Raw genomic sequence first — 17,510 nt, forward strand, 5'->3', positions numbered from 1 at the left:
ACAAAAAAGCAGCCTAAGCTGCTTTTTTGTTTCAAAATATCATCAGTTATTAAACTCTTGGGTAATTTTCCCTTCATCGAGCTTTACGAGGTGTGGAGGGTAAATTCTAGAAAAAGAGCGGCTATCTTTTGCGATTGTAAGTTCGATACCCGGGTGCATTAATTCATTTACCTTTACACGGCTCAGTTTAATTAACCGTCTAAGTTTTTGTTCTACTAATTTGCTATTTCTCACATTCCGCTGATAATGTGTATCTAAACGCTTTTCTGTGATTTCAAGCTTTTTCAAATACGCGTCACGCTTTTCAGATGCTTTCGTTTTCTTTGCTTTAATTTGAGCTCGCTTAATGGTGAGTAACTTATTAGAAAGCAGTTTATCTAGGTTTTTAAACTCGTTTTCTTTTTTCTTCAAATCATACCAGTCTTGAGCCAGTACAATTCTCGTACGAGTGCCAGATGGTGCACCTACTTCACCTGCCTCAATGCGCATCGCATTATACACGTTTCCACCTATGAGCTTACCTCTAGGTGTGTCGCCCTTTCCTATCCTAATCAGTCGTTTAGATTTTAAATCGCAGTGCAGCGCTTGGCGCTCAATAAAGAGATCTTGTTCTGATTCTATGTGGCAGTACTGGCCATAACCTACAGAGATAGTGCGCTTTGCCTTGATAATGCAAGAAAAGTCTTCACCCTCTATTCGTTTTCGCCCGATAGCACCAAGCATAACGGTAACTGCGCTCCCACTTTCCAAATGGGCGGACTCTACAAAGCCAATAACGGTAATATCACCAGTGGCTTTTATTTTCATCCCATCTTTGACATCACCGCTAACAACGACACTGCCATCAAATTCTATGTGCCCAGTTGTGACATCAACATTGTCATAGCACAAAACGTCATCTACTCTCATACCTCTAGGTACAGCGACAGGTACACCTTTCGCTTCTGCTATCAGAAGATTAGGGTCATCCGGACTGACTCTAGTTCCCTCGGAGACCTGTAAGGTGAAATCTCTACCAGGTTTTGCTTCAAGAATATCACCAAACACTGAGAAACCTTGCTCTCCTGGAGTAGGCGGCACGCGCTTCATTAAAGGGCTACCCGGTTTGACCGTAATTATTGCCCCCAAGTCGCGCATATCTACTTTACCACCCGACTTTTGTTGAGGGCTAAGTACTCTGTCTTGGGCTGTCATACACAAACGCACGAATCGTGCGTCAGTACCGTCTTTTGCTCTCACACCATGTGCTACGATACCCGAGTAGACACTTCCAGAAGGTTGCTCAAACTGCTGGCCTAAAAATGTATCGAGTGCTCTTTCATTTATCCCCTTAACCACGCCAGCACTTGTTAACGCTGCTCTTGCATCATCGATTGAAATAAGCTTTCCGCCTCTTGCGGTTGTTAGCCGGGCTTCGGCCAGCATATTATTTTCTTCGACATGGATCATAATAGATGCGTCAACAGCTCTCGCAACGACCAGTAAATCTTTTTCTTGATCATCTGATGGCGAAAACAATTGGCCAATATTGGCGTGAATGACATCAAAGTCAGCATAAGGAGATTGCTCTAACAGCTCAACAAGCTGTGCTGCACTCGCGGGAAACCCTGAATGCGCAGGATGTTCCTTCATAGAAACATACCCAGACTCCTCATCAAAATGAAACAAAGACATCACTTCCTTCCTAAATACTCTTGCATTTTTTATTTGTTTTTATGCAACCTTCCTCATTTCAGCACAACAACCTTGTAATGTTAAGTCAAAATAGGCGGCTTTTAGCGCTAATTATGAATGATTGTAAACACGGTTAGTGCCAATAATGGACAAGTTACTATTATTACTAAATTTATCGTGAAAATACGTGATTTCTTTAGTAAATTACGCAATATGAGACTTTTTACCTAGTTCATAAGTACCAAAATTTAAGATCTTTAAATGTGTGGTTACGTGCTTTAAACTTCAATGAGTAGAAAGCTGTATAAAAGTCGCTGTTATTATTCACTAAAATAAACAGTACTGGTTTTATATGCACTATTTAGGCCACAAATTGGGTAACGTTACATGTTAATTAATGGTCCGATCTCAGGAATATGTGGTTTTAGAAGACAAAAACCAAAAGTAAAGAATCGAAAATAAAAAAGGCCCCCTTCGAGGGCCGAGACAGATGTCCAAGGGTTGATCAATCTTTACGTCGAATACTTAAGTTATCATCCCCATTGCTGCTAACTTGCTGCACGAGGCTTACGCCACCGATATCCATCACTTGAACTGTTTCCATGATATGGTTTAACTCCTTATCCTTTGAGGTATCTTCAACCAATAAGTAGTAGTGTTCCCCTATTTGGCCACCCGTATGATTAATATTCGCACTGAATAATTCATAAGATGGGCTACCAGATTGCGTCTCTAACGTTCCTGAAGAGCCACTTCCAGGCACAATTGCGAAATATGACACAGTTTCGTATTCATGACCTTCGTTTAATGTATCTTGTTCATAAAAAGCCGCTTTAAAACCAGTCGTTGAAATGTCCCTAACACGCGTAGCGATAGTGTGGCCACCATTAAAGGTTTGAACTTGAAGGAAAACATGTGGAGTTCGGTCAAAGCTTTGGCTAAAGTTTGTTTGCTTGAATACTTTTGTATCATTGAGTTCAAAGCTACCCACTTCAATGACTGTACCATCGGCCATGGTGTAACGGCCTTGTTCTAGAGCCATGTAATCGAAAGATTCTTTGTAAGGATGCACTTGGTCTAAGTAATTCCACTCTTTAAATGCTACCTCAAAACCTGTAGGTGACACATTTCTGACTCGGTTAACCCCACCGTGGCTACCATTAAAACTCGGTGCTGACGTGAAAACGGCTGGAGCGAAAAAGTTAGCGCCTGTGGTCGAGTACGATTGCCATTTTTGGTCTAGGTTTTTTACAATCGAATCAGAAACCAAAGTGACCTTGTTGTCCAATGCACATGGGTCAGCTTGATAGCAAGCTACTGGCGCAGCTGTATTTGTCGCAAGGTCGTTGATTCGCAGCGGCAATGTCGCAACGAGGCAAGTGCCTCCTGTTTGCATATTAACTTTATACAGCTCTGACTGATTTCGGTGGCCATGGTCGTTAATCACAGCGCGACTAACAAGCACATCACCATTTTGACCAATTGTAGCTCCTGTAACCGCAATCAGATTATGGTCAGCCTGTTTTATCAATCCGTAATTATTCTCATCTGTTCTGTCAATTAAATAGACAGATGTCGAAGAAACTAAGTACAACTGGCCTTGATGGAAAACTAAATCACCTCTGTATTGACCATCAACACCGCCAAAATGCATAAGCTTAGTGGCTGCACCGGTGCCTTTATCAATTTCATATAGATCGGTATAGCCGTTAGCGATTAATACATCATTTTCTTCATCGTAAACCATACCTATCACTGATTTGGTTCTATCAACAACATGATGTTCTTTACTGGCAAAGTCGTAATAGGCTAAGCGGGTGTAATTGAACCTATCACCTTGTACTGGTATTTGCGCGAGCACTTCAGGCGATGCATTTAACGCACTTAAATCAACTTTGTATTCGAAAGGGATCGGCGAGGATACATAGTACATTCGATTAAGGCTTGTATCGTATGCCATAGCCGCGGAGCTAAATTCAGCCATCGAAATTGCTTTTGCTGACTTGTCTTGCTCTTGCAAACTAAATAAAACTCCAGGTGCGCCGCGACCTGAGTTAATAGAGTAAAGCTCGCCTAAACAACTGTTTGCGCTGGCAACAGATGAATAAACAGTAGATGATACGATCAGTAAGGGGAAAACTGCGCGTGGCATATTTAGCATGTTAGAACCTTTTAATTCAATTCTAAATCGTTAAAATGACACAAAGAAATGACATACAATTGCTATATATGCCTTATATCCTTTAAGGTAAGCGCATCCATTATAACTTTGTAACCTGTGATTGGACTATGCAAAATTCACATTTATTACGCAATCAATTCAGGTCACGAATAACATGAACGGTAAGTTCGAAAGTATAAGCGGTTAAACTTTTAAAATCTGTTTGCTCATCGGCACAAATGTAATCGTCGCCTCATCACTCAATTGGCACTCGATGAGCCCTGTTCAATAAATCCATGCCTATCGTACAGCTTTATACCTGGTAAGATAGCCATAAGTTCGAGTGTTGAATACCCCATAGCAACACCCTCAGATTCACACTTTTTCATAAGCATAGAACCAAGCCCTTGTCTCGCATAGTAAGGCATAACAAAAAATGCTCGTACTTTTGCCGCTTGGGATTTAGGGTCTAACTAGGCAGCATTACGGCTCTTTTCATTATCACTCCCCAGAGTGTCGGGCGATAACTCCACCCTCCACAAGCAATAACCTCTCCTTTGATTTCACGTAACTTCGCCATAAGTTCTGGACCTAACTTTCTAAGGGCTTTAAGCATTTTCTGAGCTTCACGAAAGTCACTGGCAAGTTCTAACGTAGAGTCGATCCCATCGGGTAATGCTTGGCCATGATCTATTGCAGCCTTGAGCAATGCTGCAACCTCGAGCTTTTCTTCTCTATCTACATGCGCTTGCGCTGCTGCCAATTCAGCTTCGTAGGTAAGTACAGAGCCCCCTTCCACAATAAATGCATATTCAGCAGTTGTTACATTTGTAATATTGATACCAAAATATTCGCTTGATTCGACAGTGTTACCTTGCCCTACTGCTTCAACTAAACCAGCAAACTCGCCAAGTTGAGAGATCAAAGCCACATCTTTTTGGGTGCCCCCCTGAGCAAACAATTTTATCAGGTTGTTCTTTTCTGATTTATCAAGATCAATATCTATTTCATAGTTACCATTCGCGTCCACAACAGCATGTAAAATATGCTCACCCACTCTGAGCAGCACATCCGCATTGGCAATCGGTGAATCGGTGATATCAGGTACTTATACAGTTAAAGAGGCGCTATTTTCGCCTGACAATATCAGCTCTAAGCCTAAGTCAGGTTGCCAAGAATATGTTTCTATCTGCCCATCAGCACCCGTTGCATTTGCACTCAAAGTAAACGGCGCACGCTCTTCAAACTCTGTGCTTGTTGAGGTAGAGTTATTTCAGTAAAGACATTGGGTAATGCGATGATCGAGACTTGATGTTCCTCGATGGCCACAGCGCCTTGGTTATCAGTAGCCGTAAACGTAACTGAAGTTTGCGTTTCTATATCTGGTATGGATATATTGAGCTTCGCAGTCTCCTCTCCGGTCATATTAAATTCTAAGTCAGAATCATGCTGCCAACTGAGCTCAACGTCATCCCCTTAGGGGTCGTTAATCGAAGTGATAAACTATATTTGTGAAAGCTCTTGTGCATCCGATGGCCCAGAGCTCTCTAACTCTGGCGCTAAATTGATCAATGGCTCAATGCAAACCATATGAGACTTTTCAAACTCGTTGTCACTAGTGTCAACCACCAATACAATAAAGGTTACATTTTCCATCGCGTCAATATCAGCACTGGTAATAGTTAACGTAGACGTATTGTAGCTGCTCAGTTTCAAAGGTAATTTTGAATCATGTCGCCATTAATAGCTGGCGACTTCCACTGACTGTTCTGTTATTTCACTCGTTAGACTACTCCAACACTGTTCTCGATTATTCCTACAACCTTGCATTCGTAAACCCTCTTTTAGAGGTCTTATCCAACAACTGAATAAAGTCCGTGCCAGATTTGACCATCAAGCTGTGTTTACCTCTTTCAAATGCAATCCAAAAACGGTGGCATTCGAATGGAATAATTGTTGTAGCCGTTCAATATCGGCTTTTTCATTTTTATCATGTGACAGGGCTTGTCAAAGTTGGCTCACAACCTCTCAGGAGAAGAAGCGAGGGCATTGAATGACATAACAGTAATGAAAATAATTAATATAAAGCGCATAACGGGTCCTTTTGTAGTTTTTATTTTACGTAAAGCTTTAAACTTATACCGCAACCTAACTCTCTTATTTCAATTTACCTATAGCCCACGCCTCCTCGCTTTCAATTTACAAATTGTTTGCTGCAAATAAAGTTTTGCAATCGCCTTGTGATTTAATATCTTTCATTGTTTTTTCTAATTGATTGGAAATCGATAAATAGGCGAAATTTCCCATACTAATACGTCTGACACCTAGTTTTGACAGCGTATCAAAAGCAGGTAAATCAGGCATCGCCATTACATTGATAGGTAACGACGTTGCTTCCACAACAGCCTTGATATCTGACTCGTCTGTCATACAAGGAAAAAATAATCCATCAGCTCCTGCATTTTGGTAGCTATCAGCCCGTTTGGTTGCTTCTTCAGTTGCATTGCCCAATCCCAATAAAAAAACGTCGCAGCGAACATTTACAAAAACCCGAACATCGCTGGCTCTTAGATATTTCATAACCTCCGATAACAATGCAGCAAATGTATCTTTATCTATAAGCGCTCTGGTTTTGGTCACTCTGCTATCTTCTAAATTCACACCCACCACACCTAATTCAGTTAGCTGTTTTATGTTAGCTGCGATCTCTTTGGGATCTCGACTATATCCAGATTCAATATCCACACTCAGTGGCAGCAAACTTGAAGCAGAGATTCTTTTTACCATAAATACGAGTTCTTCAAATGGTATATGTTCACCATCTTCGTAACCTAATACGGCAGCAACTGCCGCGCTTGATGTCCCTAATGCTTGATACCCAGCCTTTTCGGCACGTTTGGCACTTTCAGCATCCCAAACATTTGCAATAAGTAATGGTTGTGTTTGTTGATGAAGCATTTCAAATTTATTCATGATGTTTTCCATGTAAACTATTTTATTGACTGTGATGGAACTATTGTCTTCATATTCATTTACAAACGCCAACAATCAAAATCGACTTTTAATATAAGCAGAGCTTATAATTATGAATGCCAAGGACAAAAATTAAGATATTGTGTTTAAGAATATAAATCTGCTTGTAACTTTCGAGTGTGCAGCAAGGTATCGCAGTTATAGCCTCACAGCGCAAAAGCTATGTATTTCTCAAGCTGTTGTTAGCCAGTAAATACGCCAGTTAGAAGGCTTACTCAGCACCCGCTTGTTTGTTCGCAAGGGAAAAAAGATGCTACTAAGCCTGTCCGGACGTGTGCTATTTGAACACGCACAACAAGGTCTAACTATTTTAAATCAAGGCGTCAATCAATTGCCGGAAGAAAGCATTGAAGGTGAGCTTACAATTACTTCTACTCAGGCGTTTATCGCACTGTGGCTCATGCCAAGATTACAATCGTTTACTGAGCAATATCCGTGCATTCAGATAAACGCGTCTTCTTCAGCAAGGTTTGTAGATTTGAAAACTATAAACAGTGGACCAAAGTCAACTCAACTGACTTAGCACTAAGCGCCGTTTCTAGCGGTCATGGTGTAACGTTGGCAGTACCGTATGTATGCCAACGACAACTCGATTCAGCAGAGCTATCCATTCCCTTTGATTTACCTCATAAAAATACGATAAAAAGATACTTTGTGTACGACCCTACTTCGCCTGGGTGGCTAGATTAAAGGTATTTACGCAATGGTTAAAAGCAGAGATGGCTCAAGCAACTTAACGTGTTGTAATGCTCAGTGGATGCGCCTTTCGCGCACCCAAAAAAAGAAAAAACGAATAACTCTAGGTGGTTAGACTGCAACAGAGCCTCTCTCTTGAGAAACATGTCCCAAAATTAGTTTGTTCTACCGCCGATAATCAGCTCTATTTCTTAACTCATAACTTAGGATGATATTTGCGTACAATGATTGACATGCTTACCCTGATTGCAATAATGCCGGTTTTATCAACAATAAACGCACGGGGTTTTATCATCAATGTTTACCTTTGGAAAAGAAAGAAGAGCTTTGCAGCTTTCTATTGAGCAAGAACGCAATCATAAACAATTGCTAGAGCAAACCCTTGCTTCTGTGGGCCGTTCCACTGCTATCATTGAATTCACCCCTGATGGTAAAATTATTACTGCAAACCAAAATTTTTTGGATGCAATGGAGTATTCAGTCGCGGAGTTAGCTGGCAAGCACCATCGCATTTTTTGTGATAAAAAATATACCAACACCCCTGAATACGCGGCATTGTGGCGTACTTTGAATAATGGCGAGTTTTTTTCTGGTACAATTGAACGCTTCACAAAGTCAGGAAAGCAGCTTTGGCTTGAAGCAAGCTATAACCCAGTTTTGGACAACTCAGGTAAACTGCTAAAGATTGTAAAATTTGCAGCAGATGTCACCGAGCGAGAGCTCACGGCTGTGTCACAACAAAACGTAATTGATGCGTTGTATCGCTCTATGGCGATCATTGAGTTTGATGTATCTGGCAATGTTTTAACAGCCAATGAGAACTTTCTAGCTGCAACAGGGTATCAACTAAATGAAATACAAGGTCAACATCACCGTACTTTCTGCCCTAGTCATATTGTAAACTCCCCTGACTATGCATTCCTGTGGCGGCAACTAGCCAACGGCCAATATTTTAGTGGTCAAGTAGAGCGTAAAGACAAACATGGTCATGAGCTTTGGTTAGAAGCCAGTTATAATCCCGTAATCGATAAAAATGGCCAAGTCATAAAAATCACTAAGTTTGCGTCGGATATTACAGAGCGAATTGTTGCAACACGCCAAACTCAAGAAAATGTCGGTCATGCATCTGAGCTTGCAGATACAGCAGCACAAAATGGCACTGAATCAGTAAAGACAGTTATCAAACTCATGCAAGATTTACGCACAGATATGGGTGTCGCGGTTACTAATATTGACGCACTCAATAAACAATCAGACCAAATAAATAACATCGTATCGACAATCAGCGCCATTGCCGATCAAACAAACTTACTCGCCTTAAATGCTGCTATTGAAGCTGCACGAGCCGGCGAACAAGGCCGCGGCTTTGCAGTTGTCGCAGATGAAGTCCGACAATTGGCTGCTCGAACCAGTTCTTCGACCACTGAAATTGCTGACGTTGTTAAAGAAAATGTCGCTTTATCCACAGAAGCTACAGCGTCAATGGGCAAAAGTGCTCAACAGGTAGAGTCTGGCGTGTTATTAATAGAAGAGCTTAATCACACGATTACCGACATCAACCGCCAAGTTGAAAGTATCGTCGAAGCAGTGTCACAACTGAGCCAATAGACAAAATAGGTCAAATTCTAGTTTGACCTATTTCATAAAAAAACCACCGACAACGGTGGTTTTAATGTACTTAGCCATAATACTAAATAAAGAGAATTAGAAGCGTGGCTTAGCTTTAATTTCAACCTCTTCAGGCACTAAAAATACGCCAGAAATCGCTTTTAAGTTCGCCTTTTTACCCTCAGGAATTGAGAACTCAAATTTGTGTGCCAATTGTGCAAATAGAGTATGGATAATGTATTTGCCAAAATGCTCACCTAAACAACGACGTTGTCCAAGTCCAAATGGAAATGCCTTGCCTTGCTGCTTCTTGCTTAACTCTCCATTGTCGTCCAAAAAGCGCTCTGGGATAAACTCGTCTGGCAATTCCCACAACGTTTCATCGCGAGTGATACTGTAGTTATTAATAACCAATGGCGTGCCACCTAGAATAAAATAACCGTCCAGTAAAGTATCTTTACTGGTTCCATAGTTAGCAGCTGGCATCGATGTAATTGAGCAATGACGCAATACTTCAGCGATAAATGCCTGCGTATATGGCAAGTCTGCTTTGTGTTTATTCAGTGGTACTTCATCACGCCCCACGACTTCATCTAATTCTTTTTGCACGCGCGCTTGGTATTCAGGGAAAGCAGCTAAGTATAGAAGCGCCCAACGCATTGCAAATGCGCCAACACCGCCACCTGCACCAGCCACTTGAGTCAAAGAGCCAACAACAATCTCTTTTTCGCCGATGTTTAATGCCGCTTTTGTCGAGTCATCTACACTGTCATTGGCTTCAAATAAATAATCACATAAATCGCGGTATTCACCCGGCACATAATCTTCTTTGCGACGACCCACATTAAACGACACATACTGGTCTAACCCATTTAGATTTGAGCTGAACTTTTCAATTGCATCGCCATACTGAGCGTAATACTTTTCCTGTAAATTTTCAGGCATCAATTCGTGGCGCGTACTGTTGATAAACCCGTTTGGAAGCCAACTTAAGCTCTTTTCATCAAAGATATTCACTTCAAATTCACCAAAGCGGTCGTCAAACATCACTTTGTGCAAGAAGCTCGCTAACTTTAAAGAAACTTCTCTATTTGGATCAAATGAAATATCTCCCTGCTCTTTCCAAATGGCAGCAATGTCATTAATCTCTGTCGTCATCCAATCTTCAATTTGATCCCAACGAGTAGCAAAGTACTCACGCATTGCATGTGCAAACACTTTACGGTGCACTTGCCATTGCTCGCCCGCTTCTAATTCTAGGAAATGCTTTTGCGGTGCAGTTTGTAAAATTTCATAATCTGCACGCACGTTAAATACATCATTTTGCGCTACCAGCGCTTCTCTAATGTATTGATATCCATTTAACGCAACAATTGGGCCCTTAGCGGTCTCTACTGAGTAGATATCGCCGTATTTCTTTGACAACTCTTCTATTATGAGGTGGTAATCTTCGCCCCAGAAAAAGCGCTGACCATCCTCACTGTTAAATGGAATATGAGGAATCGTTGGTGTCAACTTGTCTATGTCTAACTTGCTCTGTGGCAAAGCTTCTGCTGTATCGGTATTTTTCATTGGTCAAATCCCACTGACTAAGGTTGATAGTTCTGCTGATACGAATTGAGAGTCGAACTGCTCTGATTGCATATACCAAGCAAATGGAAACTTCTCGGTAATGCGAAATATTTTTTTGCCTTGTGAATACACGAGGTAAGTGCGGTATAACACAAGATCACTGGGCTCTACGGCGAAGTGATGCGACAGTTCGCCTGCATATTCAAAGCCCCATGAGAGCAAGGTCTTATAGGTTTCTATTTGAAATTTTTCCCACGCTTTTCCTATGGGAATGCGTGTTTCTGTTAAAGCCCGAGAAAAGTTCACGTTCATATTGCCGTGATACACCAAAGAGTCGGCGTATAAATAAGGTAACCCAGTTTTGGCCCCATTGAGCGTGATCACGCGCTGTTGGCAGTGCATGTCTTCTTCATGAGGAAGTACATTCACATCGGCCTCGAGTAACTTCTCGACCACGATCTGTTCACCTACAATACTTTCAAGTAACTGCGTGACCGTACCATCGGTGCCCAAAATAATTTTTTGTAGGTAACTGAGCCTGCTTAAGTTATAGGTTTGCACTTCAAGATTTTCATCTAAGTTGCTCAAACACTCATCTGACAATTGGATCATGTCCTTTCCTCGTACTTGTTATTTACTTGCTGATTTCGCGTAACCCATCTAAACGCAGACGGGATAGCAATTTTTGCGCTGCCAAGGCGACTTCAAAATGAATGATCCGCGGCCAAGAGCTAATATTTGGGAAACTCAACAAAAACTCACGTGCCGTATGTGTCATGTTGTTTGGCCCATCTAGACGGTACTGGGCAGCAAATTGTGGGTTGTGAAGTAGCTTGACTCGCAGCAATGGATCTTTAAACAAGCTCGGGATCTGTGGCATACAACCAACTAGCTTTGCCATCGAATCCATGTAGTGACAGTAGTTCACCAAAGAAGCCACATGTGGTGTGATCTTGTACTCGGTTTGCCAGTGCTTGGTATCATGTTTCACAATGTCGTGTATTTCCGACAAAGTAGGTAAATGAGCTTCCCCACCTGCCAGCTTAGATAAATAACGACACTGCATTTCCGCGATTACAGGTATTCCGCCCTGTTGAGGACGAACGAATCCGATGAAAGACAGCGTATGGCCCATCTCAGGAATAAACATTTGCTTAAAGAGGTCGCGCATATTCGCGATACTGACATCCAAAAATGGGAAGCTCAGCTGGTACCCTGTGCAAAATACTACTGCATCAATTTCTTCTCGTGTGCCATCTTTAAATACCACTGCATTCTTTTCGAAACGCTCGATACCACCAATGTTTGGCATTACTGTTCCGTCGGCGATAGGTCGGAACAGGCGCTCATTTTTAGTGACCGCTTGGTGATGGGAAGGGCCCGATTTTTTCAGCCATTCACCGCGAATACGTACATGGTCATTCCGGCTATTCACGTATTTTTTGAAAATGCCTTTGGTGATCCCGCCGTGATATTTATGCGGTAGTTTGTTCACGATACGTGAAGTCAACCACGATGTATCAATCGTAAAATATGGGTCTTCTTGAAAGGCCATATAGCGCGGCGCAACGGCAGGGTAACGACGCAGTGACAAGATACACTTACGCGCTACTTCTGATATTTCTGATGTAATATCCGCAGAGCTTTCGCCAAGCCCCACACACAACACTCGCTTGTCAGTGTACTTGTGCTTGTCGCGATAGTCATTGGAGTGCTCTATTTCTCCTTTAAACATATCAAGGCCTGGCAATTCTGGTAGCTTTGGTTTCTGGAAATGTCCAGAACACACAGCAACCATATCAAACTCTTTGCTATGCTCTTTGTCACCGTTTTTACATGTGACTATCCATTTATCACCTTGCTTCTCAACGCGACGTACTTCGTGATCATAGTGAATATGTTTAGCAATATCAAAACGCTGTATGTATTCACCTAAGTAGTTAATATATTCTTTCTTTGACCAGAATTTCAATTTTTGGTGATTCGGGACATAGTCCGAATACGCCATAAAATAGTTCGAAATTGTGAGGTGTAAGTCGTTGTAGATCTTCTTATCTGCAAACACCCCTCCGAAGCTCTCGGCTTTTTCAAAGCAAGTAACTTCATGGCCGCCATCTGTTAATTGTTTGACGGCGGCAATACCAGATAAACCAGCACCTATGACTGCTATGGTCTTATTCATAAATCTCTCCGTGTATAGCAAGGAGCTGCTCGTTATTGCCGTCAAGACAGCGTCTAGCAACAACTCCTAGGTTAATGTTTACAAAGATGTAAACTGGTTACGCACCACCCTGCACAGTGGCAGTCGCTTGTTGTGGGCGCGATTCTGATAAGCTTTGACGCGATAGTTTGCCGTTACGGTTACGCGGTAGCGCATCCCAATACACAATCTGTTCAGGAAGCATGTACTTTGGTAAGCGTTTGGCACAGTGCATTTTTAACGTCAGCAATGACGGGGGATCAGATTCAGTCACGATATGTGCTTCGAGCGTCTTTGCCTCACTTAAAACAACTAAGCACTCTTTAATGGCTGGGTGTTGATATAGTGCACGCTCAACCTCCCCAAGGTGCACGCGATACCCTTTTACTTTGACCATATGATCTTGCCTACCAACGTACATAAGTTCGCCAAGTTCATTGATATAGCCAATATCACCCGTGTTGTAGGCACTTTCAGTTCTGGTTTCTCGTCCCCAATACCCAGAGAAAACCGTCGGGCCTATAACGGTGATAAATCCCTGCTTGCCCATGTCAATTTGACAGCCTTCTTCATTGCAAATGGTGATGCGAGCACCACTTGCGGCATAGCCAATTGGTAGTTCTTCAGGCACGACCTCAGGTACCTTGTAATAACTGCAGACATTGGTTTCAGTTGGACCATAAAAATTGAATAGTTCAGAGCTTGGAAACTGTGCGCGTAGTGCTTTGAGTGACTTCACATCGAATGCCTCACCGGCAAATATTATGGTATGAAGTTGCTTACAAGACTCACCAAACTGAGGGTCAGCATTCATCATCATGGTCAGGGCTGTAGGCACTGAATACCAAATGGTAATGCCACGCTCAGCAATAAAGTTCACTAATTTTTGCGGTACATAACTATCCAATTCAGAAACTAGATGTACACTTGCTCCTGTTGCCAGCGCCACATAGATATCCAAAACAGATAAGTCAAAGTGCCATGGGGCATGATTAGAAAAGCGATCTTGTGAAGTTGGCTTTACCTTTTCTATTACCCACTTTACAAATGCAAGTGCGTTGGTATGACTTGTTCGAACGCCTTTTGGTACCCCAGTTGAACCCGAGGTATACAGCATGTATGCAAGATCATCATCACTAACAGCGGTACTCATTCTCAATCTGGATGGCTGACATCGTTTGATATCTTGCCAACTGCTTGCTTGATTAATCTCAAGTGCCTTTGCTGCTGGTGCAGTAAACTCGCCTTCACTGTCTAGTACTACAAAATGACAACCCTCAGCACACTGCTCACGATACTGGGAAAACTTAGTCTGAGTCGTAAACATCACCTTCATCGCACAATCATTGCGGATAATATCGACTCGAACCATCGGGTTCATCGGGTCAATCGGTACGTATACTGCGCCAAGTTTCGTCACCGCTAACATGGCTGCCAGTGCGCGACATGATTTGTCAGCCCAAATGCCAACTCTATCACCCGGTTCCACCCCTTTGCTTTGTAAAAGCACAGCAATTTGCGTGACCGACAACGATAATTCGCCATAACTGTATGATTCAAAACTGTCAGTCACTGCTAGCGCATGGTCGCCAACTTTAGCAAGCCCAGTTGTTAGTACGTCACTGAGTATCTTCATAGCAGACCCAACCTATTGCAGATCAATTCTCGCTGAATATCAGAAGTGCCAGAGAAAAGCACTGAGCCTAGAGCGTCTCGAATACTTGCATCTACACCGCTTTCCTGTAGATAACCAAGTGCACCGTGAACGCGAATAGAGTCTATGCCAGATTGTACAAACGCTTCACTGATAGCTAGCTTGCTCGAAGCAACCGCCTTCGTATTATCAACGTTTTGCGACTTTTGCCACGCTGCAAAATAAAGTAGTAATCTTGCACTTTGTAGGCGCACTTCCATGTCAGCAATTCGATGTGCAACGGCTTGGAATTTACTGATTGTCTTGTCACCTTGTTTACGTGTGTTGGCGTATTCAATACAGCGCTCTAAATCACGCTGCATAACACCAATAAACAACGCAAATAAACAACAGCGCTCCCAGTCCATTGAGGCGGCAAAGATCCGTGCCCCCTGACCTTCACTGCCCAAAACGTAATCTTTATGCACTTTCACTTCATCGAAGAATACTTGATTAAGTTGCGCCGAGTTCAAACCCAGTTTCTTATAACTATTACCCACTTCAATCCCAGGTAAATTAGCAGGCACGACAAAAGCCGTTTGACCCAAATACCCAAACTTAGGGTTGGTTGTGGCATACAAGACAAAATAATCAGCGACACTGCCGTTTGTTACATAGGATTTGGCTCCTTTGATGACATAGTAATCGCCTTCTCGCCAGGCTTTTGTCGTTAGCTTGCCAATATCAGAACCTGCTTCTGCTTCAGATATCGCATTGGCAGCAATTTTGGCTCCGCTTGTTAACTCCGGTAGCAGCTCCATTTTTAGCTTTTCACTGCCATGCTCATAAATTGGCATTGCACAAGCAAAGGTATGCGCCGCACCGGCAAACAAGATACCGGTATCAGTACAGCCCTGCCCTAAGCCTTCAAGAATTTTGACCGTGGTTAAAATATCAAAGCCACTGCCGCATGAAGAGTATTTACTGTCTATGGGTAACCCGTAGTAGCCAAACTCACCAAGCGCATGCCAAGCACCTTCGGGAAATTCTCCTTCAGGCATTTTAGAAAAATCTAAGTCCCTCGCAAAGCTTAGTGCGTGTTCAAACAATTCGAGCTGATCCTCATTCCACTCAAAGTTCATAATCAATCCTTCCTTTAGAAGGAAAAGCGCAATGCTCTTCCTTAACCAGCCATCTGCTTACGGTCGTATTCTTCAATTGCATTTCTAAAGATGGTAGGCGCTTTCCAGCCTTCACAATCAAAGCAGCATCCCCCAAGTAAACGAATTACTTCGTCACGTAAATCAGGGTTCTGCATCTGATATCCAAAGAAAATTGGGTATATCCAGAAGTAACGGATCAAGTCAGCAGCGATCTGTTGGCCACCATTACTCCAGTCACGGTATGCATAGAACGGTGTTTTCCAATCATTGCCATCAATGGCTTGTTTGATAGCATCAGCGGCACGGATCCCTTCTTTCATCGCAAACGATACGCCATACGAAAAAATTGGGTCTAAGAAGCGGTGTGCATCACCAATACATAACCAGCCATCACCGACAAACGGTTCTATACGATAAGAGAAATCAGCCATAGATTGCGAATCGCCGATACGCTCCGCATTTTGGAAACGCCTTCTGATCTCAGGGCTGATGTTTTCCATACCCCAGGCAATGGCATCATCTGGGTTTTTACACTCTTTGTAGTAAAGATCTTTCGGGATCACGATGCCTAGACTGTCTGTATCTGGCGAGATTGGGATGATCCAAGACCAGTGATACTGCTTCGAATACAAAATGGTGGTGTTAGTTGAAAACGGCGGTAAATCACGTTCCACACCTTTGTAATGTGCAAAAGAAGCGATTTGTTGAGAGAAGAACTCAATTTCACGCTTACCAGCGATACCCTTTCTCGACAAGAATGTATTTTGACCACTTGCGTCCACGAGCACTTTTGAGCGCACTTGATGCTCCATGTCGTCAGCTTTATAGATAGCACCAACAACCTTACCTTCATGCTTGATAACGTCTTTTACAATGCCTTGCTGATATTCAACACCATGCTCAAGCGCTCTGCGCTTCAGCATGGTGTCAAAATCGCTGCGCCTTACTTGCCAAGTAGGTGCTAAAATGGGAATGAAGAACTCATTTTTAGACAAAGAGCCGATTACATTTACACCGGGTTTATCAGGGAAACCCGCTGCCTCCATCTCTTCGGCTAGACCCAAATCACGAATGATTTGGCCCGCGTTACCAGTCAATGATTCTCCAATATGGAAACGAGGAAATTCATCTTTCTCGATACACAGAACTGATAGCCCTTTTTTACGGCATTCAATACCACACAAACTACCCGCGGGGCCACTGCCAATAATAACTACGTCGTAACTTTTGAATGCGTTCATGCCATTTCCACCTTGTTTAAGAAATCTTCAACAACCCAAACAAACTCTTCTGGGCGCTCTGATGCAGAGAAGTGGCCACATCTTGAAAGTCTTGTAACTGTTGCGTTTTCAAGCTTTTCAGCTGCTTTTTCACTCCACTCTGGTGGAATTATTTGGTCGTGGTTACCCGCGACAAACAACGTTGGTACCATTACACCATCAAATGTCGTTACCATTGATTTACGTGCGTATTCGTCCAAGAAAGTGTGATATGCAGGACGAGACAGTACATCGTTAAGTAAATCTTCAAGCGCAGGGGTCATCTTAGGTGGGTGATAATATGCAGCCGCTAAGAATTGTTCAGGGTTAGAAGACATTTTCTTCAAATCCCCCCACCAGCTTTCAACGTCATCAACCAAACCGAAACCTGTACATACCAGCGCTTTTACTTTGTCTGGGTGACGTCTTGCAATTTCGGTAGCAATCATACTGCCGGCAGAGTTAGCAACTAATACCCACTCTTTTTCTTCGTAAGCGTATAGCAAAGTGC

The 17,510-nt window shown here is 42.6% G+C and carries 16 protein-coding genes and 1 pseudogene; 3 read left to right on the plus strand and 14 right to left on the minus strand.

The features are described from left to right. Positions 1-42 precede the first annotated feature (42 nt). From N482_RS14315 to N482_RS14340, 7 genes and pseudogenes are all read right to left on the minus strand, one after another. The gene (locus N482_RS14315) at positions 43-1,674 is read right to left on the minus strand and encodes a DUF342 domain-containing protein (protein ID WP_063377682.1); all 1,632 of its coding nucleotides are present in this window, start codon (positions 1,672-1,674) and stop codon (positions 43-45) included. A 505-nt stretch (positions 1,675-2,179) separates the two neighbouring features. Further along, positions 2,180-3,835: an H-type lectin domain-containing protein gene (locus tag N482_RS14320; RefSeq protein ID WP_063377683.1), complete on the minus strand. Its 1,656-nt coding sequence runs from the start codon at positions 3,833-3,835 to the stop codon at positions 2,180-2,182. A 260-nt stretch (positions 3,836-4,095) separates the two neighbouring features. After that, positions 4,096-4,284 (minus strand): annotated as a pseudogene (locus N482_RS24380) (GNAT family N-acetyltransferase); the annotation flags it as partial. Positions 4,285-4,304: 20 nt separating this feature from the next. Next, positions 4,305-4,892 (minus strand): hypothetical protein, encoded by a 588-nt coding sequence (locus N482_RS14325; RefSeq protein ID WP_155730596.1) that lies wholly within the window; start codon positions 4,890-4,892, stop codon positions 4,305-4,307. Positions 4,893-5,053: 161 nt separating this feature from the next. Further along, positions 5,054-5,260: a hypothetical protein gene (locus N482_RS14330; RefSeq protein WP_063377685.1), complete on the minus strand. Its 207-nt coding sequence runs from the start codon at positions 5,258-5,260 to the stop codon at positions 5,054-5,056. A gap of 78 nt (positions 5,261-5,338) precedes the next feature. Further along, positions 5,339-5,551, minus strand: coding sequence for a hypothetical protein (locus N482_RS14335; RefSeq protein ID WP_063377686.1), 213 nt, complete (start codon positions 5,549-5,551; stop codon positions 5,339-5,341). A gap of 483 nt (positions 5,552-6,034) precedes the next feature. After that, on the minus strand, positions 6,035-6,808 hold the full coding sequence (locus tag N482_RS14340; protein ID WP_063377687.1) for an isocitrate lyase/PEP mutase family protein: 774 nt from the start codon (positions 6,806-6,808) through the stop codon (positions 6,035-6,037). Positions 6,809-6,950: 142 nt separating this feature from the next. On the opposite strand from N482_RS14340, the gene N482_RS25985 reads away from it, so the two are divergent. The 3 genes from N482_RS25985 (at position 6,951) to N482_RS25935 (ending at position 9,172) form a co-directional block, all read left to right on the plus strand. Continuing rightward, a complete protein-coding gene (locus N482_RS25985; protein WP_331245818.1) occupies positions 6,951-7,061 on the plus strand; it encodes a LysR family transcriptional regulator in 111 nt (36 codons plus the stop codon). 57 nt (positions 7,062-7,118) lie between these two features. After that, the gene (locus N482_RS25670; protein ID WP_063377688.1) at positions 7,119-7,391 is read left to right on the plus strand and encodes a hypothetical protein; all 273 of its coding nucleotides are present in this window, start codon (positions 7,119-7,121) and stop codon (positions 7,389-7,391) included. Positions 7,392-7,861: 470 nt separating this feature from the next. Then, on the plus strand, positions 7,862-9,172 hold the full coding sequence (locus tag N482_RS25935) for a PAS domain-containing methyl-accepting chemotaxis protein (RefSeq protein ID WP_063377689.1): 1,311 nt from the start codon (positions 7,862-7,864) through the stop codon (positions 9,170-9,172). A gap of 96 nt (positions 9,173-9,268) precedes the next feature. Here the strand turns inward: N482_RS25935 and N482_RS14355 are convergent, their stop codons facing one another. From N482_RS14355 to N482_RS14385, 7 genes are all read right to left on the minus strand, one after another. Continuing rightward, positions 9,269-10,744, minus strand: coding sequence for a cytochrome P450 (locus tag N482_RS14355; RefSeq protein ID WP_063377690.1), 1,476 nt, complete (start codon positions 10,742-10,744; stop codon positions 9,269-9,271). A 3-nt stretch (positions 10,745-10,747) separates the two neighbouring features. Then, positions 10,748-11,356, minus strand: coding sequence for a chorismate--pyruvate lyase family protein (locus N482_RS14360; protein WP_063377691.1), 609 nt, complete (start codon positions 11,354-11,356; stop codon positions 10,748-10,750). A 22-nt stretch (positions 11,357-11,378) separates the two neighbouring features. Continuing rightward, entirely contained in the window at positions 11,379-12,926 is a 1,548-nt protein-coding gene (locus N482_RS14365) for an NAD(P)-binding domain-containing protein (RefSeq protein ID WP_063377692.1), read from the minus strand. Between the two features lie 97 nt (positions 12,927-13,023). Then, the gene (locus N482_RS14370; protein ID WP_063377693.1) at positions 13,024-14,580 is read right to left on the minus strand and encodes an amino acid adenylation domain-containing protein; all 1,557 of its coding nucleotides are present in this window, start codon (positions 14,578-14,580) and stop codon (positions 13,024-13,026) included. Then, entirely contained in the window at positions 14,577-15,719 is a 1,143-nt protein-coding gene (locus N482_RS14375) for an acyl-CoA dehydrogenase family protein (protein WP_063377694.1), read from the minus strand. Before N482_RS14375 ends, N482_RS14370 begins: the two co-directional genes overlap by 4 nt. Positions 15,720-15,760: 41 nt before the next feature. After that, entirely contained in the window at positions 15,761-16,981 is a 1,221-nt protein-coding gene (locus N482_RS14380; protein ID WP_063377695.1) for an NAD(P)/FAD-dependent oxidoreductase, read from the minus strand. Continuing rightward, a partial coding sequence (locus tag N482_RS14385; RefSeq protein ID WP_063377696.1) for an alpha/beta fold hydrolase occupies positions 16,978-17,510 on the minus strand: 533 nt, incomplete at its 5' end. The genes N482_RS14385 and N482_RS14380, both read right to left, overlap by 4 nt.

The sequence above is a fragment of the Pseudoalteromonas luteoviolacea NCIMB 1942 genome, assembly GCF_001625595.1.
Taxonomy (GTDB): Bacteria; Pseudomonadota; Gammaproteobacteria; order Enterobacterales; family Alteromonadaceae; genus Pseudoalteromonas; species Pseudoalteromonas luteoviolacea_A.